Origin of the sequence: Streptomyces sp. NPDC004629 (assembly GCF_042873595.1) — a bacterium.
GTDB lineage: Bacteria > Actinomycetota > Actinomycetes > Streptomycetales > Streptomycetaceae > Streptomyces.
Genome location: NZ_JBIALO010000023.1, coordinates 57,346 through 81,795 on the forward strand (window position 1 = coordinate 57,346; position 24,450 = coordinate 81,795).

Sequence of the window (24,450 nt, forward strand, 5' to 3'; positions counted from 1 at the left end):
CTCTAATCCTGGCCTCAGGTTGATCGGGGACAATGAGCGGCAAAAACATCGACTGGAAGGGGGCGGGCCGGCGTGCGGATCATGATCGCGGATGATGAAGCGGCCATCCGTGAGTCGCTGGAGCGGGTGCTCCAGGTCGAGGGTTACGACACCAGCACCGTCGCCAACGGTTTCGCCGTGCTCGACGGGGTCGGTGGGGCCGACGGCGACACGCTGGATCTGCTGATCCTCGACGTGATGATGCCCCGCCTCGGCGGGCTGGAGACCTGCCGGCGGTTGCGGGCCGCGGGTCGGGATCTGCCGGTGCTGATGCTGACCGCCCGTGACCAGGTCTCCGACCGGGTCACGGGGCTGGACGCGGGCGCCGACGACTACCTGCCCAAGCCGTTCGCCACCGAGGAGCTGCTGGCCCGGGTGCGGGCCCTGCTGCGCCGGCGCACGCCGACCGACGGGGAGTCGCAGATCCTGTCGTTCGCCGACGTCCGGCTCGATCCCGACAGGTTCGAGGCGTGGCGTGGCGGGCGGCCGCTGCGCCTGACCCAAACCGAGTTCTCCCTCCTGCAGGTCCTCATGAGCAACGCGACCCGGGTCTTGACCCGCGACGCGCTGTTCGAGGCGATCTGGGGTTTCGACATGAGCGCCACCGCCAACAACCTCCAGGTGTACGTGAGCTACCTGCGCCGCAAGATGGAGGCCGAGGGTGAGCCGCGATTGATCTACACGCTGCGCGGCCTGGGTTACGTGCTGCGGGAGACTCCTCCGTGAGCAGGCCCGCCGGCCGGGAACCGCGCCGGCTGACCCGATGGTGGCGCCGGCGGTCCCTGCGGGCCAGGCTGACGGTGATCGCGGCGACGGCCATCGCGGTCAGCGTGTTCGTGGCCTTCCAGGTGGCCAGCGAACTACTGGGCTGGGAGCTGCAGGACAGCGCCAAGAATCAGCTGCGCGCCGACTCCCGCGTCCTGGCGACGAACGCGCAGCGCGCCGGTCTGGCGCAGGTCCAGCTACCGCCGTATCCGGGATCCGGTCGGCTGGTGCGGGTCATCCTGCCCGACGGCTCGACCCGGACGCCGGCCGGCCAACCCGCGCTGCCCCCGGTCGGCGAGCACGCCGAGCGGGTGGCGCAGGGCGCGTCGGCCGACCTGATGGAGTCGAACGACAGCGACGAGGACGGCTACCGCATCTACACGCTGCGGGCGGGCGACGGCGCGGTCCAGGTGGCCCAGGTCGCCGACGACAGCCCGATCAACCAGTTCGGGTTCGGCATGCTGCTGATCGGGCTGCTCTGCGTGGTCGGCGGCACCCTTGTCGGGCGGACCGTGGCGCGGACCGGGCTGGCACCGATCGACCGGCTGACCGCCGCCGCGGTACGTGTCGCGCACACCCGGGATCTCGACGCCGACATCCCGGATGAGGGCGGCGGGGAGATCCGGCGGCTGATCCAGTCGATCAACGACATGCTCGCCGCGCTCCGGGACTCCCGGCGGGCCCAGCGACTGCTCGCCGAGGACGCCGCCCACGAGCTCAAGACCCCGCTCACCAGCCTGCGCCTCAACGTCGAGCTGCTGATCCGGCTCGATCGGCGCGGCACCCTGGACAGCGCACTGCCGGCGGCGAGCCGGACCCGGCTGCTCAACGATCTCGGCGCCCAGGTGGCCGAGTTGAGCACCCTTGTCGCCGAGCTGACCGACCTGGCGCGCGGTGACGTCAGCGACGAGAACACCGAGCTGCTCGACCTCGCCGACGTGGTGGCGGCCGCCGCGACCCGGGCATGTTCCCGCGCGCCCGACATCGAGGTCGCGCTCGACGTGACCTCCGTGTGGGTGAGCGGGCGTCCCGCTGCGCTTGAGCGGGCGGTGCTCAACCTCATTGACAACGCCGGCAAGTGGTCCCCCGCGGACCAGCCGGTCCAGGTCCGGCTCCGTGCCGAGGGCGCGTCGGTGGTGCTTGAGGTCGACGACGCCGGGCCGGGCATCGACGCCGCCGACGTACCGCGGGTGTTCGACCGGTTCTACCGTGCCGAAAGCGCCCGGGCGTTGCCGGGATCCGGTCTGGGGCTGTCGATCGTGCGGCGGGTCGTCGACGCCCACGGCGGCCGGGCCGGCGTCGCCCGCTCCGCACGCGGTGGCGCGCTGCTTCGGGTCGACCTTCCGGCCGCGGCCCCGCCCGCCCCGATCGCGCGGCTCACCGCCGGGGAGGACACCGCGGCGTGCTGACCCGCCCGGCGGCGCGGCGCAGGACAAGGGACGGCGGCCCTCGGGCATGGCCCCGCGCGGCTCACCGTCGAGGCAGGACACCGCGATGCGCCGGCCCCAGCCCCGGCGTGTGGCGCAGGACCAAAGGGCGGCGGCCGTCGGGCCCATGAAAAAATCCGGGACGGGCCTGGGGCCCGTTCCGGATCTCGTCCGTGCCGCCGTGCTCACCGTTGCAGCGCGGGCTCCTCGTCGTCGGCGAGCGGCTGTTGACCGTCCGGCAGCTTTGCCGCTGGACGGGACAGCCGGCTCGGCCACCAGATCCGCCGGCCGATCAGCAAAGTGAGAGCGGGTACCAGGACCGACCGCACCAGCAGGGCGTCGAGCAGCACGCCGAAGGCGACCAGGAACCCGACCTCGATCAGCATCACCAGCGGAAGTGACGCGAGGACCGCGAACGTGGCCGCCAGGACCAGGCCTGCCGAGGTGATGACGCCACCGGTGGCCGAGAGGGCTTTGAGCATGCCCTCTCTGGTGCCGAGACGCACGGTCTCCTCCCGGGCCCGGCTGGCCAGGAAGATGTTGTAGTCGACGCCGAGCGCCACCAGGAACAGGAATGCCAGCAGCGGCACCGAATAGTCGACACCCTCGAACCCGAGGATCGTGTCGAAGACGAACACGCTGCCGCCGAAGGCCGCGGCGAATGAGACGATCACGGTGGCCATCAGGACCAGCGGGGCCAGGATCGCGCGCAGCAGCAGCCCGAGGACGATCAGGACGACGGCGAGCACCAGCGGGATCACCAGCTTCTCGTCGCGGCTGGTGGTCACCTCGGTGTCGAGGTTCTCCGCACTCGGCCCGCCGACGATCGCCTCCGCCCCGCGCACCGCGTGCACGGCGGTGCGCACCCGCTTGATCGTGTCGTACTCCGCGGCGGTGTCCGGCGCGTCCTTCGGGAACACGGAGATGTTGGCCCAGCCACCGCTGGCCTGCTCCGGGATGGCCAGGGCCACCCCGCGAGTGTCCTTGACGATGTCGAGCACCCGCTCCTGGTGCGCCGGCCGCGTGAAGACCGTCATCGGCTGGCCGCCGAGCTCCGGGAAGTGCTGGCGGAGAACGGTGAAGCCGGTGACCGACTCCGGCGCGGACAGGAACTGGTCCTGCTCCCGCAGGGCGCCCGTGTTGCCCGCCAGCCCGAGGGCGAGCACGCCGAGGACTCCGAGCGAGCCGAGCGTCGCCACCCACCGGCGGCGGCTGATGGCGGCGCCGAGCCGTCCCCACAGCCCCGGCTTCTCCTCCACGGCCGTGCTGAACCGCGGGATGGCCGGCCAGAAGATCCGCCTGCCGAGCACCACGAGCACCGCCGGGAACAGCGTCAGCATGGCCACCAGCGCGCACAGGATGCCGGCCGCACCGATCGGGCCCAACCCGCTGGTGCTGTTCAGGTCCGCGACAAGCAGGCAGAGCAGGCCGGCGACCACGGTGGCCGCGGACGCGACGATGGCCGGCGCCGCGCCGCGTAGCGCGTGGACCATCGCGACCCGGACGTTCTCATGGTGGTGCAGTGCCTCCCGATATCGAGCGATGAGCAACAGCGCGTAGTCCGTGCCGACGCCGAATACCAGGATCGTCAGCAGCGCCGAGTTCTGGTCGTTGACCACGATGCCGAAGCCCTTGACGAGCAGGTAGACGGTCCCCATCGCGGTAAGTGCGGCCGCGCCCACGGCCAGCAGCGGGATGATCCACAACACCGGGCTGCGGTAGGTGAGGATGAGCAGGAGCGTGACGACGACGATGGTGGTGAGGAGGACCTGCACGTCGATGCCGTCGAAGACGGCGTCCATGTCGCCGTCGATCGCGCCCGGGCCGGTCACGTCGAGTTCCAGGCCGGCGGGGCGGTCCTTCGCGGCGTCACGCAACGGGCCGACGATGTCCTCCGGCGCGCCGTAGGCCGTGCTCACATCTAGGGTGAACATCATCGCCTTGCGGTCGGTGGAGGGACTCGTCGGTGAGCCCTCGTCGTCCTCGTCGGCCGCCGCCGGCGCCTTCGGCGGGTACCGCTTGGCAAGGGTGTTGTAGTGGCGCTCGACCGTCGCGCGGTCGGCGTCGGTCATGCCGCCGGCGCGGTGGTACACGAAGACGAACGTGTTGTTGTCACCGCCGGGGAGACTGTCGTCCAGCACCGCCACCTTGGTGGACTCGGCACTGGCCGGCAGGGTGTCCACGGCGCTGTCGGTGGTGACCGAGCTCAACTTTCCACTCAGCGGCACCATGCCCGCCACCAGCACCAACCACAAGCCAATCACCAACCACGGCACCCACCGGCCTGCCAACCGACCGGCCGGGGCTTCCCCCGACGGCGCTGCGTTGACTGCCATCACTAGCCTCCTACATACGGGTTGCATCGCTTATCTGGATGCCTACTTCGTACTGAGCGAACCTGAGACGACTGTTAATACGGCGCTCAGGCCGGTTGGCCGAACCATGTGCCCAACGCACGCACCAGCGTGGTGGCGTCGAGGTCCTGCCCGGTCGGCAAGGCCCAGGCGACACAGCCGTCGGGCCGAATGAGCAACGCGTCGACGTCCACCCGGCCCGTGCGGGCGGTGGCGGTGTTGACCCGTCCGCTGCACGCGGACGCGGCGTCGCGGGCCTCCGCGCGGTCGACGAGGTCGAGCAGGGGCCCACGCCCCTCACGCAGCAGGTCCGCCGACCGGTTCACCGCGGTGACGACGTCCGGGTCGGGCCGCTCCGGCGTCAACTTCATGTCCGGGCACAGGGTGCCGACGAACCGGTGGTCGTCGCCCAGGTCGTACCGGGCGTCCATGCCGGCGAGCGGGTCGGCGACGTACCGGTGGGCGTCGTCGAGGTCCATCAGGTCGGAGAACATCTCCCACAGCGCCCTCGTCTGCGGGCCGGGTCGCATCAGGGCTCCTGTCGGGCTGGTGGGGCGGATCCGCAGCGACCGGGTGGTGCGGCTGCCGAAGCCCTCGATCAAGGAGTACGCCCTGGTCTGTCCCCAGGGCGGGCGACCGCCGAAGCACGGCAAGGAGTTCCGCTTCGCCGACCCCGAGACCTGGCCCGAGGCGGCGATCACCACCGTCACCGACACCACCAACTACGGCAAGGCCGAAGCCAAGGCGTGGGACCGGGTCCACCCGAGGCTGGCAGAGCGTGCCGGTCGGCCCATCGCGCCCGCGCCCGTTGCCATCGGTTCGGAGGCGGAGGCCCTGTCGGCGGCGGGGGCGCAGGCGGTGCAGACACACGATCACGGTGGGGGACGTATCGCCCGCCTGGCAGGCGAACGGCAGCCTCCACAACGGCACTTGGCATGACGTCTCTGTTGGAGCGCCGGGCCTCGGTGTACGCGCCGACGAGTGGAACGGTTGTCCTGCGCCACCGGACCTTGAGCGCGTGCCATCGCAGGTTGAGTGACCCGTCAGTCCCACGAGTTGACGCCCAGAGCCCACATCGGCAACTGGCCCCTGCTCTTGGCCACGCTGATACTCAGCGCGCTGCTCGCCTCCGCACTCGGACTGCTGCTCGGCACCGCGATCGACGCCTCCGCCTTCGGGGCGCTGCTCGGCCTGTTCCTGGCCGCGGCCACCATGCTGGGCTGCGTCTCCTACCCGTGGACCGCTCTGCACCCGATCCGCTGGGTCCAGGTCCTGACCCTCGCCAACCCGCTCGTCTACATGAGCGAGGGCCTGCGCGCCAACCTCACACCCTCCACCCGTCACATGCCCACCTGGGCCTACCTCACCGCCCTCACCCTCGGCACCGCCGCTCTGGGGCACCTCGCCCTGCGCCGCTTCGCCCGTCGGGTACAGACCTGACGATCGATCCGGCGTCGGACCGGGCCACCGTCATCCGGAGATCCCCGAACCGCGGGCGCGCGGTCCGAGGAACAGCCCGCCGCTCGCGTCGATGACCTGCCCGGTGATCCAGCCCGCCGCGTCGGAGGCGAGGAACGCGACCACGTCGGCGACGTCGTCGGGCCCGCCCAGCCGGCCCAGCGCCGTCGTCGCGGCGATGAGTTCGGTCAGGCCCGACGCTTCGAAGAACGATCCGTTGGCCGCCGTCCGAGTGGCGCCGGGAGCAACCGCGTTCACCGTGATTCCCCGGGCCCCGAGTTCGTTGGCCAACGTCATGCTCATCGTCTCGATCGCGCCCTTGGTCATGGCGAAGGACGTCTGAGCGGGGTTGGCCATCCGGGTCGCCACCGACGAGATGGTGACGATGCGGCCACCGTCGCGGAACAGGGGCAACGCCCGCTGGATGATGAAATAGGGCGCTCGCACGTTCACCGCGAAGAGGTGGTCGAACTCGCTGCGCGTCGTCACTCCGAGCGGGCCGGCGGGCGCCGCCGCGGCGTTGTTGACGAGGATGTCGAGGGGCCGCCCGGCCAGACCTTCCTCGACTCCTGCGAAAAGCGTCTCGATATCGTCGTCCACGCCCAGCTCTGCCCGGACGGTGAGCGCGGTGCCCCCGGCACTCTCGATCTCGTCGACCGTCGCTGTCGCACCGTCCTCGTCCGTGCCGAAATGCACAAGGACCACGGCTCCCCTCGCCGCCAGTCGGACGGCGATCGCCTGCCCGATGCCGCGCGATGCTCCGGTCACAAGAGCCGTCCTGCCGACCAGATCGCTCATGTCATCACCATCTCCTCAGAGTTGACGCTCCGTCATTTGGTGAGCCGGCCATAGCGGTTGGCGAGTGCGAAGAACGCCTCCTTCGGTTCCCAGGGCATGCCGGGGTAGGTGCGCGTATCGGCGGGGTGGCCGCTGTGCTCGTCGAGGATCTTGACGATGCCGTAGGAGGCGAGGTCCTCGTCCGGTCCCGAGGGGCGGTGGGGAGTGGCGAAACCGGCGAAGCTGAACCAGAAGACGGAGTCGACGCCCTCCTCCTCGAAGACGGTCATGAGGTCATCGAGGTAACGGACTTGCTCGTCGCGGTAGGTGGCGGCGTTGCGCAGGCCACGGAAGGCGTCCAGGCCCACCACGTCGAACGGGGTCCAGTCCACATCGTCCAGGGGGCAGGAGGCGTAGCTCACGCGACCGGCGAACAGGGGCCGTACGGTGTCGACGACCTCACCCAGGAAGGCGTTGACCTTGGCGGGGACGCCCTGGAGCGCGGCTTCGCGGCCGGGGCCCGCCAGGGCCGGGACGCGCTCCTCGAAGGTGTCGCCGGGCAGGTATCCGCGGGCGAACAGGCTCAGCTCACAACCCGCGACGAGGACGGCCTCGGCACCGTCACGGCGCAACCGCTCCGCGCGCTCGGCACAGTCCGCGAACAGGGGCAGCATCTCGGCGTTCGTCAGCTCGCAGGGGAACGGCGAGAACCATACCTCCAGCCCCTCCTGCGCCGCATACCGCGCCGTGGTCTCGATCCGGTCCGGGTCTCCGCCCGTGATACGGACCGCGGTGCAGTGCAGGTCCTTCGCGATGACCCGCATGTCCCGTTCGGCGTCCCGCGAGTCGAAGACGGGGCGTGAGGAATCGCCGTTGGGAAAGGTGCCGGTGTCGTAGTGGATGCCCTTGCCGCGCAGCATGCCGGATGCCTCCGAGGGGTCGACGTGACGGATTCGGCACGATCCTCCAGGTTCCAGCCGCGTCAGAGTCAAACAGGCCGGGGCTCCGGTTCGGCCGCGGTTCGACCTGGCCGGCTTGCGCAGGCCACCGAGTGTCAGCACCTGTAAAAGTCACCGGAGCAGCGCCCCGGACGACGAAGATCCGGGCGCTGCTTTGGTGGGTGGTCGGCGTCAGCGCAGCGGGGTGGCGGTGCTGTCGCGGGTGATCAGTTCGGGCAGCGGCACCTGTACGGTGCGCGGCGCCGAGCCGTCCAGCAGGGCGAGCAGTTCACGGGCGGCGGTGCGCCCGAACGCCATGCTGTCCCGGGACAGCGCGGACAGCCACGGTGTGACCATCCGGCACAGCGCGGAGTCCTCCCAGGCCACCACCGACAGATCCCGCGGCACGGCGAAGCCCAGTTCGGCCGCGGCGGCGATACCGGCCACCGCCATCACGTCGTTGTCGTAGATCAGCGCCGTGGGCGGGGTGGCGGCGGCCAGCACCCGCCGGGTGACGGCCGCGCCCTCGGCGTCCGAGTAGTCCGTGGTCAGCGAGCGGACCTCGGTCAGTCCCCGGCGTTCGGTCTCGGCCCGCAGGCTGCGCACCCGCCGCTGGGTGTGGGCGAGATGGGGCAGTCCGGCGATGTGCGCGATCCGGCGGTGGCCGAGTGTGTGCAGGGTGTCCACGATCGCGGCCATCGCGCCGGCGTCGTCGGCCCACACCGCCGACAGCCCGGAGGACGGCTCGTCGGGGCCTCCGCCGATCACCACGGCGGGCAGGCCGAGTTCGGCCAGCAGTCCGGGCCGTGGATCGTCGGTGCGGGGGTCCACCATCAGGACGCCGTCCACCCGGTGCTCCGCCCACCAGGCGCGGTAGACACCGCATTCGTCGACGATGTCCTCGACCACCTGGAAGAGCAGTCCCAGGTGCCGCTCGGCCAGCACCTCCTGGATTCCGGCGACCAGTTGCAGGAAGAACGAGTCGACGCCGAGGGTGTGCGCGGGACGGGCCAGCACGAAGCCGACCGTGGCGGCGCCCTCCCCGGACAGCTGACGGGCGGCGGTGCTCGGCCGCCAGCCCAGCTGCTCGGCCACCCGGCGGACCCGGGCGCGGGTGACCTCCGAGACCCCCGGCCGGTCGTTGAGGGCGAAGGAGACCGCGCTCTCGGAGACCCCGGCGCGCCGCGCAATGTCCTTCATCGTCGGCCGGCGTGCCGGCGAACGCTTGCCTGCCACCACTGACTTCCCATCCGCCTCGACACTAATGCGCTTGAGTCAGCCCACTCTAAAGCGCATTAGTGATCGCTGGCAAGATGCCTGTCACACCCATCTGACCTGCATGTTCGTGAAGTGGTGCACATTTCACGACAGGAATCCATTGACTTTTCCGGTCGGGACGATGCAAGGTCTCCGGCTGTACCCCGTGGCCGGCATCGTCGCCGTAGCCCGTCGTGTGAAGGAGACCCAGCCGTGCGCATATCCCGCAGAGTCCTCGCCACCGCTGCCGTCACCGCGGCCCTGCTGCCGCTGACCGCCTGCGGCTCAGGAAACGGCGGCAGTTCGTCCGGCGGCGGCTCGGGCAAGATCGAAGGAGACATCTCCTTCCAGACCTGGAACCTGCGCGCCAACTTCAAGTCCTACTTCGAGGGCCTGATCGCCGACTTCGAGAAGAAGTACCCCGGCACCCATGTGAAGTGGATCGACCAGCCCGCCGAGGGCTACGCGGACAAGATCAGCGCGGACGCCGCCGCCGGCACCCTGCCCGATGTCGTCAACGTCTCCCCCGACCTCGCCGCCCCGCTCGCCAAGGCCGGCCTCGCCCTCGACCTGGACAAGGACAAGGCGGCGGCGAAGTTCAAGAGCGAGTACCTGCCCGGCGCGTGGGCCGGCACCGAGACCCCCGGCCTGTCGGGCACCTACGCCTTCCCCTGGTACCTCAACACCGGGCCGCTGTTCTACAACAAGGCCCTGTTCAAGGATGCCGGGCTCGACCCCGACCAGCCGCCGAAGACGTACGACGAACTGTTCGAGGACGGCCTGGAGATCGCGAAGAAGTCCGGCGGCAAGGTCGCCACCCTCGCCAACGTGCCCACCATCGAGGACTTCGGCCGCTACGGCGTGGAGCTGATGAACAAGCAGGGCACCGCCTTCGCCTTCAACGACGCCAAGGGTGTGGAACTGCTCACCAAGTACAAGGAGTTGTACGACGCCAAGGCGCTGGACTCGCAGGCCCTGACCGCCACCCCGGAGTCGGCCGGCCAGAAGTTCCTCACCGGGGCGGTCGCCATGAACCCGGGCAGCGCGCTGGACCTGAAGAACTTCAAGACCCAGGCCCCGAGCCTGTACAAGAACATCGGCATCACCGACCAGATCACCAGCACCGGCCACGCCAACATGTACGTCATGGGCCTGCTGGTGAACTCGCAGTCCCAGCGGAAGCCCGCCGCGGTGGCCTTCGCGCACTTCATCACGAATGCCGAGAACCAGATGTCGTTCGCGAAGAAGGTCGCCATCTTCCCGAGCACCGCGGGCTCCCTCGACGACCCGTACTTCACCAAGGAGGACGGCACCGACGAGACCCGGGTCCGGGTCGCCGCCGCCAAGTCCCTGAAGACGGCGGTGAACTACACACCGGTGCTGTTCAGCGAGCAGATGAAGACCGCGCTGCGCAACGAGGTCGCCAAGGCCCTGCAGGGCAAGCAGAGCCCCGAGGCAGCGCTCGACAACGCTGTCAAGGCGTGTGACCGGCTTCTCCAGCAGGGCTGATCCAACATGGCCGAGTCACCGTCCGCGCCGCGCACCGCACGCTCCCGGGTACGGCGCCAACTGCCCACCAGTCCATGGCTGTTCGCCGCTCCCGGGCTCCTGATCACGGGCGCGCTGGTGCTGTACCCGTTCGTGTCGACGGTGGTGAACTCCTTCACCGACCGCCGCACCCTCATCCCGGGCCGGTTCGTCGGCCTCGCCAACTACCGCGAGCTGCTGCACGACGACATGTTCTGGATCGCCCTGCGCAACAGCACCCTGTATGTGCTCGGGGTGGTGCCGGCGCTGGTGGTCCTGCCGCTGCTGCTCGCCCTGCTGGTGCAGAAGAACATCCCCGGCATCGCGTTCTTCCGCTCCGCCTTCTACACCCCCGTCGTCGCCTCGATCGTCGTCGTCGGACTGATCTGGGTGTGGCTGCTGGACGAGCGCGGACTGATCAACTCGCTGCTGGACATGATCGGCGCGGGGCCGGTCGGCTTCCTCAGCGACCAGTGGCTGCTGCTGCTCAGCGCCATGGCCGTGACGGTGTGGAAGGGTCTCGGCTACTACATGATCATTTATCTGGCGGCGCTCGCGAACGTGCCGCGCGAGCTGCACGAGGCCGCCGCGGTGGACGGCGCGGGGGCGGTGCGCCGCTTCCTGTCGGTCACGGTCCCCGCCGTACGCTCCACCATGGTCCTGGTCGCCGCCCTGGCGTCGGTCTCGGCGTTCAAGGTGTTCTCCGAGGTGTACCTGATGGCGGGCCCGAACGGCGGCCCGGCCGGCGAGGACACCACCTTGGTGATGCTCGTCCAGCGCACCGGCACCGGCCTGTCCGGCCGGGTCGGCTACTCCTCGGCGATCTCGGTGGTGGTCTTCGTCGTCACCGTCGTCCTGATGCTGCTGGTTCTGCGCGCCGACCGGAAGGACGAGGCACGAGCATGAGTGAGAAGACCCGTACCCCCCGCCGCGCCTCGTGGCGCACCGACGAGCACGGCCGGCGCCTGCGCGCATGGGAACTCCTCCTGCGCTACGGGCTGTTGCTCGCCGTGCTGGCCCTGACGGTCGGCCCGTTCCTGTGGCAGCTGTCCACCTCGCTGAAGGGCCCGGCGGACGACATCTACTCCTCCCCGCCGTCCTTCCTGCCCGAGCACCCCACGCTGCGCAACTACGGCCGGGTCGCCGACATCGTCCCGGTGTGGGACTACGCGCTGAACTCGCTGAAGGTGGCCGCCGGCAACGTCGTCACCAACTGCGTGGGCTCGGCCCTGGCCGGCTATGCCCTGGCCAGGCTGCGCTACCGGGGCCGCGGCGCCGCCACGCTGGTGTTCATCCTGGCCATGCTGGTGCCGGCGGAGAGCATCATCATCGCCCAGTTCACTACCATGCGCTCGCTCGGGCTGAACAACACGCTGATCGGTGTGCTCCTGCCCGCGTCGATCAGCTCGTTGAACGTCCTGCTCATGCGCAACGCCTTCCTCAGCCTGCCCCACGAGGTGGAGGAGGCGGCGTACGTCGACGGCGCCAACGTCTGGCAGCGGTTCCTGCGGATCGCGCTGCCGTCGGTGAAGGGCACCCTCGCGGTCGTGGCGATCTTCGCCTTCATGGGCGCCTGGGACGACTTCCTGTGGCCGCTCATCGTGCTCAGCGACTCCTCCAAGTTCACGCTGACCGTCGGCCTCAACTACCTGCACGGCACCTTCGCCAACGACCAACGGCTGGTCGCCGCCGGCACCGTGATCGCCGTGGCACCGCTGATCGTGCTCTTCGCCTGCCTCCAGCGCTACTTCTTCCGCGGGGTCGGGGAGGGCGCCGTCAAGGGCTGAACCCCGGTCCGCCCCCGCACACCTGCCCGCACGCCCCCGGCCCGCCCCGCACACCTGCCCGCACACCCCCACACCCCCGCACCCCTCACAGACCGCATCCCCCACACCCACCGCACCCCTCACACGCCCGCATCACCTAGGACTCCCGCATGCCTTCATCCGTGCGCTTCGGCGTCAACTACACGCCCAGCGAGGGATGGTTCCACCACTGGCTCGACTTCGACCTGGACTCCGTGCGCGCCGACCTCGACTCGATCGCCGCGCTCGGCCTCGACCACATCCGGGTGTTCCCGCTGTGGCCCTACTTCCAGCCCAACCGCACCCTGATCCGCCCGCGCGCCGTCGAGCAGCTCGTCGCCCTCGCCGACGCGGCGGCGGACCGCGGCCTCGACGTCAACGTCGACGGACTACAGGGACACCTGAGCAGCTTCGACTTCCTGCCCGCCTGGACCCGCACCTGGCACCGCCGCAACCTCTTCACCGACCCGGACGTCGTCGGCGGCCAGGCCGCCTATCTGCGCACCCTCGCCGCCGCCCTCGCCGACCGGCCCAACTTCATCGGCATGACCGTCGGCAACGAGGTCAACCAGTTCTCCGCCGATCCGCACCCCGACCCCGACCGGGCCACACCGGAGCAGATCGACGCCTGGCTGGAGCGCATGCTCGCCGCCTGCGAGGAGGGCGCCCCCGGCCGGCTGCACCTGCACGCCGAGTACGACGCCACCTGGTACCAGCACGACCAGCCCTTCACCCCGGCCCAGGCGGCCCGCCTGGGCGAGATCACCGCCGTGCACTCCTGGGTGTTCAACGGCACCGCCCAGCGGCACGGCCGTACCTCGGTGCCCACCGAGCACCACGCCGCGTATCTGGTCGAGCTGAGCAAGGCCTGGGCCGGCGCGGCACATCGGCCGGTGTGGCTGCAGGAGGTCGGGGCGCCCGCACCGCTGATCCCGGCCGAGCACGCGGCCGCCTTCACCGAGGCGACCGTCGCGAACGTCCTGGACTGCCCCGACCTGTGGGGCGTGACCTGGTGGTGCTCCCACGACGTCTCCCGCGACCTGGCCGACTTCCCCGAGCTGGAGTACGGCCTTGGCCTGATGACCAACGACCGCAGGCCCAAGGACCTGGCGCATGCGCTGGCCAGCGCCGCCCGCGACAGCACATACGCCCCGGCCCCGCGCACCACCGCGCTGGCCGTCCCCGCCGATCCCGCCCGCCGCTCCGCGCTGGCCCCGGGCGGCGCGGTGTACGACGCCTTCTTCCGGCTGACCGCCGACGGCGCCCGGCCCGCGGCCGTACTCGACGTACGCGCCGAGGACGCCGGCCATCTGCGCTCCCGTGGCATCACCGAGGTGGTCACGGCCGAGCAGGTGCTGCGCGCACCGGGCGCGGACGGCCGGGAGTGACACGGCCGGGGCCCACCGTCCACCCTGGTAACCACCCGCTGATGTACGACCTGTGGAGCAGCCCGCATGCATGACGACCGCAGCCTGGTCGAGGCCCGCCTCAAGCGTGTCCTCGACGAGCGCATACGTCCCGCCGTCCACCCCGAGTCCGTGCCGCTGGATGTCGCGGTGTGGCATGCGCCCGGCGAGCCCGTGCCGGTCGCCGAGGGCCTTGCGGCCGGGCCCGAGCCGATCGAGGTGGGCGCCCGCTGGGGTGCTCCGTGGGGCACCAGCTGGTTCCGGGTGACCGGGACCGTGCCCGAGTCCTGGGCCGGCCGTACCGTCGAGGCGCTGCTGGACCTCGGCTTCGACGAGAACATGCCCGGTTTCCAGTGCGAGGGCCTGGTCTACCGGCCCGACGGCACCCCGGTTAAGGGACTCAACCCGCGCAACCAGTGGGTCCGCATCGGCGCCCCCGTCGCGGGCGGCGAGGAGGTACGGCTGCACATCGAGGCCGCCTCCAACCCCGTCATCCTCGATTACCACCCCTTCCTGCCCACTCGGCTCGGCGACAGGGAGACCGCGGGCGGCGAGCCGCAGTACACGCTGACCCGCATGGACCTCGCCGTGTTCGACGAGACGGTGTGGCAGCTGGTCATCGACCTGGAAGTGCTCGGCGAGCTGATGCCCGAACTCCCCGTGGACTCCGCCCGCCGCTACGACATCCTGCGCGCCGTGGAACGGGCGCTCGACGCGGTCGACCTGCAGGACGTGGGCGGCACCGCGGCCCGCGCCCGGCAGGAGCTGGCCGGTGTCCTCGCCGCCCCCGCCGTGCCCTCGGCGCACCGGATCAGCGCGGTCGGGCACGCCCACATCGACTCGGCGTGGCTGTGGCCGCTGCGCGAGACGGTGCGCAAGGTGGCCCGTACGACGTCCAACATGACCGCTCTGATCGAGGACGAGCCCGAGTTCGTGTTCGCCATGTCCCAGGCCCAGCAGTGGGCGTGGGTCAAGGAGCACCGGCCCGAGGTGTGGGCGCGGGTGAAGAAGGCGGTGGCCGAGGGGCGGTTCGTGCCGGCCGGCGGGATGTGGGTGGAGTCCGACACCAACATGCCCGGCTCGGAGGCGATGGCCCGCCAGTTCGTGCACGGCAAACGGTTCTTCCTCGACGAGTTCGGCATCGAGAACGACGAGGCGTGGCTGCCCGACACCTTCGGCTTCGCCGCCGGCCTGCCGCAGATCATCAAGGCGGCGGGCGCCAAGTGGCTGCTCACCCAGAAGATCTCCTGGTCGCAGACGAACACGTTCCCGCACCACACCTTCCGGTGGGAGGGCATCGACGGCACCCGGATCTTCACCCACTTCCCGCCGGTGGACACCTACAACTGCGCCATGAAGGGCAGCGAGATCGCCCACGCGGCCCGCAACTTCAAGGACAAGGGCCGCGCCCGGCGCTCCCTGGCCCCCACCGGCTGGGGCGACGGCGGTGGCGGCACCACCCGGGAGATGGTCGCCAAGGCCGCCCGGCTGCGCGACCTCGAAGGCTCGGCGCGCGTCGTCTGGGAGACACCTGAGGCGTTCTTCGAGAAGGCGCAGGCCGAATACCCCGACGCGCCCGTGTGGGTGGGCGAGCTGTATCTGGAACTGCACCGCGCCACCCTGACCAGCCAGGCGCAGACCAAGCAGGGCAACCGGCGCAGCGAGCATCTGCTGCGGGAGGCCGAACTGTGGGCGGCCACAGCCGCGGTGCGCACCGGATTCCCTTATCCCTACGAGGAGTTGGACCGGATCTGGAAGACGGTCCTGCTGCACCAGTTCCACGACATCCTGCCCGGCTCCTCCATCGCCTGGGTGCACCGGGAGGCCCGCGCCACCTACACGCGCCTCGCCGGGGAGCTGAACGGCATCATCGACGCGGCCCAGCGGGCGCTGGCCGGTGACGGCGGCACGGAGCTGGTGTTCAACGCGGCCCCGCACACCCGCGCCGGGATCCCGGCGGGCGGCGCCGCCGCGCCGGCCGCCGAGGGCGCGACGACGCTGAGCGCGCGTGAGGCCGGCGGGTTCACCCTGGACAACGGGCTGCTGCGGATCGGGATCGACGCCGACGGCCTGGTGGTGTCCGCGTACGACATCGACGCCGACCGGGAGAGCGTCGCCCCGGGCCGGGCCGCGAACCTGCTCCAGATCCACCCGGACTTTCCGAACATGTGGGACGCCTGGGACGTGGACGAGTTCTACCGCAACACCGTCACCGACCTCACCGACGCCGACACGGTCACGGCGGGCGAGGACGGCGTCTCCGTGCGCGTCGTACGCTCCTTCGGCGCCTCGAAGGTCACCCAGGTGCTGGCCCTGCCGCCCGGGGAGCGGCGGCTGGTCGTGGACACGGAGGTGGACTGGCACGAGACGGAGAAGTTCCTCAAGCTGGCCTTCCCGCTGGACGTGCACGCCGAACGGTACGCGTCCGAGACCCAGTTCGGGCACGTGTACCGCCCCACCCACACCAACACCTCCTGGGAAGCGGCCAAGTTCGAGGCCTGCAACCACCGCTTCGTGCACCTGGCCGAGCCGGGCTGGGGCGTCGCGGTCGTCAACGACTCCACGTACGGCCATGACGTGACCCGCACCGTCCGCACCGACGAAGACGGCGGTACGACCACCACGGTGCGGGTCTCCCTGCTGCGCGCCCCGCGCTTCCCCGACCCGGAGACCGACCAGGGCATCCACCGCTTCCGGCACGCGCTGGTGCCCGGCGCGGCCATCGGCGACGCGGTCCGCGAAGGCTGGCGTATCAACCTGCCCGAACGCCGCGTCGAGGGCGCGGGGGAGGTCGCTCCGCTGGTCACGGTGGACGACGACGCGGTCGTCATCACGGCGGTGAAGCTGGCCGACGACGGCAGCGGTGACATCGTGGTCCGCTTCCACGAGGCGCACGGCGGGCGGGCCCGCGCCACGCTCACGGCCGGCTTCGAGGTCGCGGACGTCACGGTCACCGACCTCCTGGAGCGACCGCTGCCCGATGCGACCACTCCCGACCGGGACGGCGCACACATTGCCGTACGACTGCGCCCGTTCGAGCTGGTGACCCTGCGGCTGCGCCGCGGCTGAGCACACGGGGCGGGGCCGCCCGGGATCACCGGGCGGCCCCGGCTCCACGCACAGCACTGCCGTCAGCGGCGATCACGGTCAATCGTTATCATCGATTTCATGACGACTACCGAGACGACACCGCAGCCACGCGAGCGCATCCTGCGGGCCGCCGCCGACCTGTTGGAGGCCGGCGGGCGCGAGGCGGTCTCCACCCGCGCGGTCAGCGCCGCCGCCGGGGTGCAGGCCCAGACGATCTACCGGCAGTTCGGCGACATGCAGGGACTGCTCGACGAGGTCGCACGACGGGGCTACGCCGCCTACCTCGCCGACAAACAGGCCAACCTCACCGCCGGCGACCCGGTCGAGCAACTGCGCCGCGGCTGGGACCTGCACATCGCCTTCGGGCGCGCCCACCCCGCCCTGTACCGGCTCCTGTACACCGACCCCCGCCCGGGTGAGGGCGCGGCCGTCATGGGCGAGGCCCACGACATCCTGGTCCGGCTGGTCACCCGGGTCGCCGAGGCGGGCCGGCTGCGGATGGGCGTGGAGGCCGCCGCCGCGATGATCCACGCCGCCGGCATCGGGGTGACGGTCACCCTGATCAGCGCCGAGGCGGCGGGGCTGAGCACCGCGCACGAGGGCCTGTCGGAGGCCACCCGGGACGCGGTGTTCGCCGCCCTGATCAGCGACGAGGAGTCGAGCGCCGGCGCCGCGGACAGCCGTGCCGTGCGGGGTGCCCGGCACGCGGTGGCGCTCAAGGCCCTACTGGACGAGGACGGCACGGACGGCGCGGACGGCACGGACGGCACGGACACCCGGTCGTTCACGCCCGGCGAGCACCTGCTGCTGAGCGAATGGCTGACGCGCCTGGCCGCACCGGCCGGTACGGAGGCCCGCTAGGGCAGGCGCCGTGACGCCGTCGCGCCCGCGCTGTCTTCACCACTCGGCGAAGCTCCCGTCGGGATGGCGCCAGACCGGGTTGCGCCACGCCGCCGCCGAGGCATCGGCCTGCCGTACGGCGGCCTCGTCCACGGTGATGCCGAGTCCGGGCAGCGTGGTGCGGCGGGCGTGGCCGTCGGTGAAGCGGAACGGGGCCGGGTCGAGCACGTAGGACAGCAGATCGGCGCTCTTGTTGTAGTGGATGCCGAGACTCTGCTCCTGGATGAGGAAATTCGGCGTGGCGAACGCGACCTGGAGGCTGGCCGCGAGGGCGAGCGGGCCGAGCGGACAGTGCGGCGCGAGCAGCGCGCCGAACGTCTCGGCGAGGGCGGCGATGCGGTGCACCTCGGAGATGCCTCCGGCGTGCGAGAGGTCGGGCTGGGCCACGGCGATGCCGGCCTGTAGCGCGGGAAGGAACTCGGCGCGTGAGAAGAGCCGTTCACCGGTCGCGATCGGCACGGCGGTCGACTCCACGAGCCGCGGCAGCAGATGCGTCTGCTCGGGCAGCACCGGCTCCTCGGCGAAGAGCGGGTGCAGGGGCGCGATCAGCTCCAGCACCCGGCGCGCCCCCGCGGGGGTGAACCGCCCGTGGAAGTCGATCGCCATGTCCCTATCCGGCCCCAGGGCCTCACGGGCCGTCGCCGCCCGCTCCACCACGGCGGCGGTCTCGACGGACGTGGGCAGCGGGGAGACCCGCCCGGCGGCATTCATCTTCACCGCGGTGAAACCGGCCGCCACCTGTGCGGCGATGTCGTCGGCAAGCTCCGCGGGCTCGTCACCGCCGACCCAGGCGTAGACGCGCACCGCGTCGCGGACCGGCCCGCCGAGGAGCGCGTGCACCGGTACGCCGTACGCCTTGCCTGCGATGTCCCACAGCGCCTGGTCGAGTCCGGCGACGGCGCTGGAGAGGACCGGACCGCCCCGGTAGAAGCCGCCCTTGGTGAGGACCTGCCAGTGGTCCTGGATGCGCAACGGGTCCCGGCCGACCAGATACTCGGCGAGGACGTCCACGGCCGTGCGCACCACTTCCGCCCGGCCCTCGACCACGGGCTCGCCCCAGCCGACGATGCCGTCGTCGGTCTCCACGCGGCAGAACAGCCAGCGGGGCGGCAGCCGGAACGTCTCGATGCGGGTGATCTTCACGGCGGGGCGGGCCTTTCGTGAGGGGCGGGATGACGGCGCCGCGCGCCACGGCGACCGGGCCACAAGTCTCGTGCGTACCGGCGCGATCCACACTCCCCGTGCACACACCCATCGCGAACCGCTATGCGGTCATGGGCCTTCCTGATGTGCGCTTCTTCTCCCGTCCTGCCCGCTCTAGCGTCTGGGTCGGAGACGGTCCCGTGGTTTTCCAAAGGGAGGGAGCAGCACTGTGCCTGTTGTCGATCTGGTCGCCGATCTCGGAGAGAGCTTCGGGGCCTACACCATGGGCAACGACGCCGAACTGCTGAAACTGCTGACGTCCGCGAACGTCGCCTGCGGCTTCCACGCGGGGGACCCGCGGGTGATGGACGCCACCGTACGGACCTGCGTGGAACGCGGCGTCCGCATCGGCGCGCACCCCAGCTTCCCCGACCTGGTCGGCTTCGGCCGCCGGGCGATGGACCTCACCCCCGACGAGGTGCGCACCGACGTGCTGTACCAGATCGGGGCGCTGTCCGCGTTCACCCGCGCGCACGGCACCCGCATCGAGCATCTGGCTCCGCACGGCCGCCTGGGCAACCTCGTGGTCACCCGGCGCGACTACGCCGAGGCCGTCGCCGACGCCGTAGCGGCCTTCGACCCGTCACTGGTGATCCTGATGCAGGAGGGCCAGATGGCGGCCGTGGCACGCGAACGCGGGCTGCGCATGGCCATGGTCGGCATCGCCGACCGCGCCTACGAGGACGACGGCACCCTGGTGTCGCGGTCCGAGCCCGGAGCCGTACTGCACGACCCGGACGAGGTCACCCGCCGCACCGTCCGGATGGTCACCGAGGGGCTGATCACCAGCCGGAACGGCAAGGACATACCGGTGCGGACGGACTGCGTGCAACTGCACGGCGACGGCCCGGCCGCCCTGCAGCTCGCCACCCGTATCCGTGACGAACTCCAGGCCGCCGGCGTCCGGTTGCGGCCCCTGGACGAGGTGCTGGGCACGCATGCCGCATGACGGAGACGCGGACAGAGACGACGATGGCCATCTCGCCGTGCGGCGACGCCGCCGTGCGCGTCGCCGTCGACGGCGACGACACCGACCGGGTGTGGACAGCCGTGCACCGGCTCGCGGGATGGCTCAACGACGGCGGGATCCACCCCACGGTGACGGCCGTCCCCACCTACGACGCGGTGCTCGTGGAGTTCGACCCGTACTACACCACCGGTGAGGAGATCGCCTCGCACATCCGCTCCTGGGACACCACGGCCGGCGAGGTCGGCGCGGCCGGCGGCGGTGTCATCGACGTGCCGGTGCTGTTCGGCGGCGAGGCGGGCCCCGACCTGGAGTGGGTCGCCGAGACGGTCGGCCACCCGGTGCCCAAGGTCATCGATCTCGTGTGTGCCGGGGAACCCCTCATCCGTTGCCTGGGCGGCCCGGCGGCCTCGGCCATGATGGACGGACCAGACTTCGGCCTGCCGATCCCACGGCTGGCCACGCCCCGGCTGCGCGTGCCGCCGGGCGCGGTGTCCGTCGCCGGCCGGCAGACGGTCATCGGGCCCGTCGCCGCGCCGAGCGGCTGGCGGCAGATCGGCCGCACGCCACTGGACATCCTGCGGACCGACACCGACGCGGTGGTCCCGTACCGGCCGGGCGACCGGGTGCGGTTCCTGCCGATCGACGAGAGCGCCTACGCGCAGCTCCTGGGCACGCCGATGAGGTACCGCCACGATGACTGACCGACCCGAACTGCACGTCGACTCGGCCACGGTGTGCGTCGTCACCGACCTCGGCCGTATCGCGGGCCCCGCACGGGGACTCGCCGTCAACGGCGCCCTCGACCAGTTCGCCGCCCGCGCCGCCAACGCCCTGGTCGGCAACGCGCCCACGGCCCCGCTCATCGAGGCCACCGCCTTCGGTCTCACCCTCCGCCCCAGCCACGACGTCCTCATGTCCGTCACCGGCGCGCCGGCCGAACCCACCGTCGACGGCCGGGCCTACCCGGCGTGGGCGCCGCTGTCGGTGCGTGCGGGCGAAACGGTGCGGGTCGGCATCTCCGACGCCGGACTGCGCGCCTATGTCGCCGTGCACGGGTCGTTCGACGTGCCCCGGCTGATGGGAAGCTGCGCACCGGACTCGATGATCGAGTTCGGCACCCAGGTCACCTCGGGCACGGTGCTGCCCCTGTTCCGCTCCCATCCGCCGCTGGTCAACCGCCGCTTCGGCGCCACCGTGTTCGACTTCGGCATCCCCCGCGACATCGGCCGCGTGTCCTCGGTCCTGGACGTGATCGACGGGCCTGACGCCGCCGAGTTCGGGCCGGGGCTCCAGCGGCTGTACGACTCCCCGTACACGGTCACCCCGCGCATCAACCACGTCGGGATGCGGGTCGCCGGACACGTGCCCCGGCGGTCGGTCGCCGGGGAGGTGCTCTCCCGCGGGGTGCCGGTCGGGGCGATCGAGGCCCCGACCGGCGACGAACTGCTGGTCCTGATGCGCGGCCGGGGGATCACCGCCGGATACCCGGTCCTCGCGGTGCTCACCTCCCGGGCGCTGGACCACGCGGCGCAGCTCAGACCCGGGCAGACCATCCGCTTCCACCGCACGACCGCCTCCGCCGCCACCGCCGCGTATGTGGAGCGGCGCCACCTGCTGGACCGCGTCGCCCTGCGCGCGCGAACGGCCTTCGCGGCGCTCGTGTGACCCGTCGGACTGCGCCCGCCGATGCCCACTGATGCCAACCAAGTCCGCCAAGTCCACCAAGTCCACCGAAGCCCACCGGAGTCCACCGAAGGAGACAGGGAATGACTCACCCCGGAACGCTGCCGGCGCCCGCGCCGGCCGAACGCATGTCCCGCGTCAAGGAGTCACCGAGTTCCCGGGTCGCCGACCGGGTGCGGGACTTCCAGGCGGCGGGCCGCAAGGTCCTGCCGCTGACGATCGGCGAACCCGATTTCGACACCCCCGACCATGTGAAGGAGGCGGCCGTCGCGGCGATCCGCGCCGGGGAGACGAAGTACACCTCGGCCAACGGCACCCCCGCGTTGCAGCAGGCCGTCACCGCCCGGCTGCGCCGAAAGACCGGGCAGTCCTACGCGACCGGCGAGATCTGCGTGGGCGGCGGCGCGAAACAGCTCATCTTCCTGGCGTTCATGGCCACCCTGGACGAGGGCGACGAGGTGATCGTCCCGGCCCCGTACTGGGTGTCGTATCCGGACATGGTCACGGTGAACGGCGGGCAGCCCGTGGTCGTCGCCACCACGGCGGCCGACGGGTACAAGCTCACCCCGGACCGGCTCGGCGAGGCCATCACCGACCGGACGAAATGGGTCGTACTGAACACACCCAACAACCCGACGGGCGCGGTCTACAGCGAGGCCGAGTTGCGCGGGCTCACCGACGTCGTCCGGGCCCACCCGCACGTCTCGCTCCTCTGCGACGAGATCTACGACGAGATCAACTACGGCGCGCGGCCGGTCCCCAGCGCCGTGACCGTCGCACCCGACCTGCGCGAACGCATCTTCCTCGTCAACGGTGTGTCGAAGGCGTACGCCATGACGGGCTGGCGGATCGGCTACGGCGCGGGAGCGGCCCGGCTGTGCGCGGCCATCGGCACGCTCCAGTCGCAGAGTTCGTCCTGCCCGTCCTCCGTGAGCCAGGCCGCGGCGGTCGCCGCGCTCAACGGCGGCCGTGAGTTCATCGACCGCACCGTCGGCGTCTACGCCGAGCGACGGGACCTGCTCGTCTCCGGCCTCGCCGCGATCGACGGACTGCGTCCGACGGTCCCCGAGGGCGGCTTCTACGTCTGGGTCGACGCCTCCGCGCTGATGGGATCCGTGACTCCCTCGGGCACCGAACTGACGACCGACGCGGATCTCGCCGAACACTTCCTGGACACCAGCGGCGTCGTGGTCATCACCGGCGACGCCTATGGCGCCCCGGGCCATTTCCGCGCCAGCTTCGCACTGTCCTCCGAGACAATCAGCGAAGCCGTCGCCGGGCTCGCGCGTTCGGTCGAGTCGCTGCGTCGCTGATATAGCATTCCGCGCCGCGCAGGACCGGCGATCCGTCAGAAATCAACTTCTCTTATGCCGGTATCGCCAGCCGGATTTCAGCTGCCGCCGGGTATACCCATCGGCAATACCGAGGAAATAATGACGGGCCAAAGTCAGACGACGACGTCACTTTGTGAAAGGTTGTGCCCGTGAACAGCAAGGTATCCGTGGCTCGCCCGCACGCGCAGCCACCCGCGGCCACCACGAGAGCGACGAAGGTGTCCATCGTCGGGGGGCTCATCGGTGTCTTCATCGAGCTGTACGACAACGCCGTCTACGGCTTCGTGGCCGGAACCCTCGCGGTCGTGTTCTTCCCCAGCGACGCTCCGAACACCAGCGTCCTGCTGACCTTCACGGCCTTCGCCATCCCGTTCTTCTTCCGCCCCGTGGGCGCCGCCGTCGCCGGATCGTGGGGCGACCGAATAGGCCGCAAACGCGTCCTGTTGGCGCTCATCACCATGATGAGCCTGTCCACCGCACTGGTCGGCGCCCTGCCGAGCTATGCGACGGCGGGCGTCTGGGCGCCGATCGGCCTGGTGCTGCTGCGCTTCGTCCAGGGCTTCGCGATGGGCGGTGAGCCCGGCAACGGCAACTCCTTCCTCGCCGAACACGCCGGTGACGGTCGCCGCGGACGGGTGGTCAGCTACGCCAACGCCGCCACGTTCATCGCCATGCTGCTCGGCACCCTGTTCGCCGCCCTGCTCATCGCGGTGCTCAGCACCGGACAGATGGAAGCCTGGGGCTGGCGGCTGCCCTTCTTGCTCGCCCTGCCGCTCGGCATCGTGGGCCTGGTGGTCCGCCGGCTCTCCGCGGAGTCACCGGAGTTCGCCGCGGCGGAGCAGAAGGGCGAGGTGACCGGCAGCCCGCTGAAGGAGGCGTTCACCACTCCCGAGATCCGCCGCGCGATGGGACTGACCATCGTGCTGCCGCTGCTCAACAGCTCCGGCTACTTCGTCCTGTTCATCTACATGCCGTCGTTCATGAAGGACGAGATGCACTTCTCCGCCCTGGAAGGGCTGCTCGTCACCGCCATCATGCTGGCCGTCGGCACCTTCGCGGTGCTCTACGCCGGACGCCTCTCGGACCGGCTGGGCCGCAAGAAGCTGCTCAGCGGCTCGGCGTTCGGCATGGTCGTCATCGGCTTCCCCTGCTACTGGCTGCTGACCCAGGGCTCCTTCGCCGCGGCGGTGACCGGCGCTGTGCTGATGGCCGTCTGTTTCGCCGGCACCAACGGCGTGATGCAGGTGACGCTCGCGGAACTCTTCCCCACCCGGGTGCGCACCGTGGCCTACGGCGTCGGCTACAACCTCGGCACCGCGGTCTTCGGCGGCGCCGCCCCGCTGTTGATCACCGCGCTCATCGCCGCGACCGGCAGCACCTGGATCCCGGCGATCTACCTTGTCCTCACCTCCGTCGTCGCCGGGTTCACCGCGCTGCGCATCAAGGAGACGGCCTTCGAACCGCTCAAGCGCTGAACCGGACCCGGCAGACGCACCCCGTACGTACACCCTCGCGAA

20 protein-coding genes and 1 pseudogene are annotated in these 24,450 nt (G+C 70.9%); 15 read left to right on the forward strand and 6 right to left on the reverse strand.

Features of this window, described 5'->3' with window-relative positions; all coding sequences use genetic code 11:
* Nucleotides 1-72: 72 nt before the first annotated feature.
* Together ACFYTE_RS29935 and ACFYTE_RS29940 are read left to right on the forward strand one after the other, a co-directional pair.
* Nucleotides 73-765 carry a response regulator transcription factor gene (locus ACFYTE_RS29935; protein WP_388717032.1) on the forward strand — a complete coding sequence of 231 codons (693 nt, stop codon included), beginning with the start codon at nt 73-75 and terminating at the stop codon, nt 763-765.
* Nucleotides 762-2,213: an ATP-binding protein gene (locus ACFYTE_RS29940; protein ID WP_388717035.1), complete on the forward strand. Its 1,452-nt coding sequence runs from the start codon at nt 762-764 to the stop codon at nt 2,211-2,213. The genes ACFYTE_RS29935 and ACFYTE_RS29940 overlap by 4 nt, the downstream gene beginning before the upstream one ends.
* 203 nt (nt 2,214-2,416) lie before the next feature.
* Here the strand turns inward: ACFYTE_RS29940 and ACFYTE_RS29945 are convergent, their stop codons facing one another.
* Together ACFYTE_RS29945 and ACFYTE_RS29950 are read right to left on the reverse strand one after the other, a co-directional pair.
* On the reverse strand, nt 2,417-4,567 hold the full coding sequence (locus ACFYTE_RS29945; RefSeq protein ID WP_388717038.1) for an MMPL family transporter: 2,151 nt from the start codon (nt 4,565-4,567) through the stop codon (nt 2,417-2,419).
* Between the two features lie 86 nt (nt 4,568-4,653).
* Entirely contained in the window at nt 4,654-5,115 is a 462-nt protein-coding gene (locus tag ACFYTE_RS29950) for a hypothetical protein (RefSeq protein WP_388717041.1), read from the reverse strand.
* A 7-nt stretch (nt 5,116-5,122) separates the two neighbouring features.
* Here ACFYTE_RS29950 and ACFYTE_RS29955 point away from each other — a divergent pair.
* Both ACFYTE_RS29955 and ACFYTE_RS29960 read left to right on the forward strand, forming a co-directional pair.
* Nucleotides 5,123-5,368: pseudogene (locus tag ACFYTE_RS29955) on the forward strand (transposase); the annotation flags it as partial.
* A gap of 252 nt (nt 5,369-5,620) precedes the next feature.
* Nucleotides 5,621-6,025, forward strand: a complete 405-nt coding sequence (locus ACFYTE_RS29960; RefSeq protein ID WP_388717044.1) for an ABC transporter permease — start codon at nt 5,621-5,623, stop codon at nt 6,023-6,025.
* A 30-nt stretch (nt 6,026-6,055) separates the two neighbouring features.
* Here ACFYTE_RS29960 and ACFYTE_RS29965 read toward each other — a convergent pair whose 3' ends face one another.
* From ACFYTE_RS29965 to ACFYTE_RS29975, 3 genes are all read right to left on the reverse strand, one after another.
* Entirely contained in the window at nt 6,056-6,841 is a 786-nt protein-coding gene (locus ACFYTE_RS29965; RefSeq protein WP_388717047.1) for an SDR family oxidoreductase, read from the reverse strand.
* 32 nt (nt 6,842-6,873) lie between these two features.
* On the reverse strand, nt 6,874-7,740 hold the full coding sequence (locus ACFYTE_RS29970; protein WP_388717050.1) for a hypothetical protein: 867 nt from the start codon (nt 7,738-7,740) through the stop codon (nt 6,874-6,876).
* A gap of 210 nt (nt 7,741-7,950) precedes the next feature.
* Nucleotides 7,951-8,994: a LacI family DNA-binding transcriptional regulator gene (locus tag ACFYTE_RS29975; protein WP_388717053.1), complete on the reverse strand. Its 1,044-nt coding sequence runs from the start codon at nt 8,992-8,994 to the stop codon at nt 7,951-7,953.
* 234 nt (nt 8,995-9,228) lie between these two features.
* On the opposite strand from ACFYTE_RS29975, the gene ACFYTE_RS29980 reads away from it, so the two are divergent.
* The 6 genes from ACFYTE_RS29980 (at nt 9,229) to ACFYTE_RS30005 (ending at nt 17,704) form a co-directional block, all read left to right on the forward strand.
* Nucleotides 9,229-10,524: an ABC transporter substrate-binding protein gene (locus ACFYTE_RS29980; RefSeq protein ID WP_388717056.1), complete on the forward strand. Its 1,296-nt coding sequence runs from the start codon at nt 9,229-9,231 to the stop codon at nt 10,522-10,524.
* A gap of 6 nt (nt 10,525-10,530) precedes the next feature.
* Entirely contained in the window at nt 10,531-11,448 is a 918-nt protein-coding gene (locus ACFYTE_RS29985; protein WP_388717059.1) for a carbohydrate ABC transporter permease, read from the forward strand.
* Nucleotides 11,445-12,329, forward strand: a complete 885-nt coding sequence (locus tag ACFYTE_RS29990; RefSeq protein ID WP_388717062.1) for a carbohydrate ABC transporter permease — start codon at nt 11,445-11,447, stop codon at nt 12,327-12,329. The genes ACFYTE_RS29985 and ACFYTE_RS29990 overlap by 4 nt, the downstream gene beginning before the upstream one ends.
* Nucleotides 12,330-12,478: 149 nt before the next feature.
* Nucleotides 12,479-13,735: a glycosyl hydrolase gene (locus ACFYTE_RS29995; protein ID WP_388717065.1), complete on the forward strand. Its 1,257-nt coding sequence runs from the start codon at nt 12,479-12,481 to the stop codon at nt 13,733-13,735.
* 66 nt (nt 13,736-13,801) lie between these two features.
* Entirely contained in the window at nt 13,802-16,822 is a 3,021-nt protein-coding gene (locus tag ACFYTE_RS30000) for an alpha-mannosidase (protein WP_388717068.1), read from the forward strand.
* A gap of 99 nt (nt 16,823-16,921) precedes the next feature.
* Nucleotides 16,922-17,704, forward strand: coding sequence for a TetR/AcrR family transcriptional regulator (locus ACFYTE_RS30005; RefSeq protein ID WP_388717071.1), 783 nt, complete (start codon nt 16,922-16,924; stop codon nt 17,702-17,704).
* A gap of 36 nt (nt 17,705-17,740) precedes the next feature.
* Here ACFYTE_RS30005 and dgoD read toward each other — a convergent pair whose 3' ends face one another.
* Nucleotides 17,741-18,886 carry a galactonate dehydratase gene (gene dgoD / locus ACFYTE_RS30010; protein WP_388717074.1) on the reverse strand — a complete coding sequence of 382 codons (1,146 nt, stop codon included), beginning with the start codon at nt 18,884-18,886 and terminating at the stop codon, nt 17,741-17,743.
* A gap of 229 nt (nt 18,887-19,115) precedes the next feature.
* On the opposite strand from dgoD, the gene ACFYTE_RS30015 reads away from it, so the two are divergent.
* The 5 genes from ACFYTE_RS30015 (at nt 19,116) to ACFYTE_RS30035 (ending at nt 24,408) form a co-directional block, all read left to right on the forward strand.
* Nucleotides 19,116-19,895, forward strand: a complete 780-nt coding sequence (locus ACFYTE_RS30015; protein ID WP_388717077.1) for a LamB/YcsF family protein — start codon at nt 19,116-19,118, stop codon at nt 19,893-19,895.
* Nucleotides 19,892-20,617, forward strand: a complete 726-nt coding sequence (locus ACFYTE_RS30020) for an allophanate hydrolase subunit 1 (protein WP_388717080.1) — start codon at nt 19,892-19,894, stop codon at nt 20,615-20,617. Before ACFYTE_RS30015 ends, ACFYTE_RS30020 begins: the two co-directional genes overlap by 4 nt.
* Nucleotides 20,610-21,581, forward strand: coding sequence for a biotin-dependent carboxyltransferase family protein (locus tag ACFYTE_RS30025; protein WP_388717083.1), 972 nt, complete (start codon nt 20,610-20,612; stop codon nt 21,579-21,581). The genes ACFYTE_RS30020 and ACFYTE_RS30025 overlap by 8 nt, the downstream gene beginning before the upstream one ends.
* A 101-nt stretch (nt 21,582-21,682) precedes the next feature.
* A complete protein-coding gene (locus ACFYTE_RS30030; RefSeq protein WP_388717086.1) occupies nt 21,683-22,912 on the forward strand; it encodes an aminotransferase class I/II-fold pyridoxal phosphate-dependent enzyme in 1,230 nt (409 codons plus the stop codon).
* Nucleotides 22,913-23,082: 170 nt separating this feature from the next.
* Nucleotides 23,083-24,408: an MFS transporter gene (locus ACFYTE_RS30035; protein ID WP_388717089.1), complete on the forward strand. Its 1,326-nt coding sequence runs from the start codon at nt 23,083-23,085 to the stop codon at nt 24,406-24,408.
* Nucleotides 24,409-24,450: the final 42 nt, after the last annotated feature.

Excerpts from the sequence above, each read along its gene's own strand:
- ACFYTE_RS29945 (WP_388717038.1), bottom strand. The coding sequence starts at position 4,567 with ATGGCAGTCAACGCAGCGCCGTCGGGGGAAGCCCCGGCCGGTCGGTTG.
- ACFYTE_RS29950 (WP_388717041.1), bottom strand. The coding sequence starts at position 5,115 with ATGCGACCCGGCCCGCAGACGAGGGCGCTGTGGGAGATGTTCTCCGAC.
- ACFYTE_RS29965 (WP_388717047.1), bottom strand. The coding sequence starts at position 6,841 with ATGAGCGATCTGGTCGGCAGGACGGCTCTTGTGACCGGAGCATCGCGC.
- ACFYTE_RS29970 (WP_388717050.1), bottom strand. The coding sequence starts at position 7,740 with ATGCTGCGCGGCAAGGGCATCCACTACGACACCGGCACCTTTCCCAAC.
- ACFYTE_RS29985 (WP_388717059.1), top strand. The coding sequence starts at position 10,531 with ATGGCCGAGTCACCGTCCGCGCCGCGCACCGCACGCTCCCGGGTACGG.
- ACFYTE_RS29990 (WP_388717062.1), top strand. The coding sequence starts at position 11,445 with ATGAGTGAGAAGACCCGTACCCCCCGCCGCGCCTCGTGGCGCACCGAC.
- ACFYTE_RS29995 (WP_388717065.1), top strand. The coding sequence starts at position 12,479 with ATGCCTTCATCCGTGCGCTTCGGCGTCAACTACACGCCCAGCGAGGGA.
- ACFYTE_RS30000 (WP_388717068.1), top strand. The coding sequence starts at position 13,802 with ATGCATGACGACCGCAGCCTGGTCGAGGCCCGCCTCAAGCGTGTCCTC.
- ACFYTE_RS30005 (WP_388717071.1), top strand. The coding sequence starts at position 16,922 with ATGACGACTACCGAGACGACACCGCAGCCACGCGAGCGCATCCTGCGG.
- ACFYTE_RS30020 (WP_388717080.1), top strand. The coding sequence starts at position 19,892 with ATGACGGAGACGCGGACAGAGACGACGATGGCCATCTCGCCGTGCGGC.
- ACFYTE_RS30025 (WP_388717083.1), top strand. The coding sequence starts at position 20,610 with ATGACTGACCGACCCGAACTGCACGTCGACTCGGCCACGGTGTGCGTC.
- ACFYTE_RS30030 (WP_388717086.1), top strand. The coding sequence starts at position 21,683 with ATGACTCACCCCGGAACGCTGCCGGCGCCCGCGCCGGCCGAACGCATG.